Source organism: Pseudorhizobium xiangyangii (assembly GCF_020531965.1).
Classification (GTDB): Bacteria; Pseudomonadota; Alphaproteobacteria; order Rhizobiales; family Rhizobiaceae; genus Neorhizobium; species Neorhizobium xiangyangii.
On the sequence record NZ_JAJAWH010000108.1, the window covers coordinates 1 to 797 of the forward strand.

Consider the following 797-nt stretch of genomic DNA (forward strand, 5'->3'; position numbering starts at 1 on the left):
TGGTTTGATCTGCATCAAACAGATCTGTTTTCTGTGGTTGCTTCGCCGTTCGGCAATCTTCGACGGAATAGAAGTCACCGTCGAGGAGTTTCAGGACGCACTCAAGATCGATCGACGCGAGTGGCCTGAAGGAAGCTGGCGACGAGGCTGCGCGGAAGGTTGCTGAAGGCGGTCAGCAGGCTGGTCAGGAAATAGAGACCAGCGCTGCGTTCCTGAAGATCGCCGGTGTAGACGTGGGGGCGGCGATCATGTCTGCTGCGGAAAAGCTCCATCAGGCAGCGACGAAGCTAAGCAATACACAGGTTGCCGTCGCAACCACTGCGGTCACGTAGGAAGTCCCACAGTCAATGCCGACACAGGGCGGACCAAGCCTCCCTCTGCCGGCAGCCCGGTTGGCGGCGGTCCCTGACGAGTTGCGTCTACAGTGTTGGGCCTTTCAACTGTCGTACATGCCTCTCAATCTCGATCAGCACCGCCAAAAGGCCGCATACGAGGCAAGCCGCTAATAAGCCTCCAAGGGCTCCAACAGCCACCATGATCAGGCCACCACCATTTATTTGGCCGCTTGTGTACCCGAGCAGCGCTCCTGCAGCCACCAGTACGATAGCCAGCAGGTTGTTCACAGCATTCAGGCAGTTAATCAGAACTCGATTCATATTTTCTTCTCGTTGTGGGGGGGAACAGCAGACGGCAGTCATTCTGTCCAGTGCTGCCATTGGACGTTTGAAGCTGGCGAGACCCGGCTGTTTTCGCCTTGGCCTTTCCAGAACGGAAAAGACCGCGGCTTAAGCCGCGGT

General features: G+C 57.1%; 1 protein-coding gene. It reads right to left on the reverse strand.

Annotated features, from left to right (window positions below):
* Positions 1 to 419 precede the first annotated feature (419 nt).
* Positions 420 to 656 (reverse strand): hypothetical protein, encoded by a 237-nt coding sequence (locus tag LH464_RS24405; RefSeq protein WP_226788982.1) that lies wholly within the window; start codon positions 654 to 656, stop codon positions 420 to 422.
* Positions 657 to 797: the final 141 nt, after the last annotated feature.

What these genes read in the sequence shown, in the direction of transcription:
- LH464_RS24405 (WP_226788982.1), bottom strand. Translation starts at nt 656, where the DNA reads ATGAATCGAGTTCTGATTAACTGCCTGAATGCTGTGAACAACCTGCTG.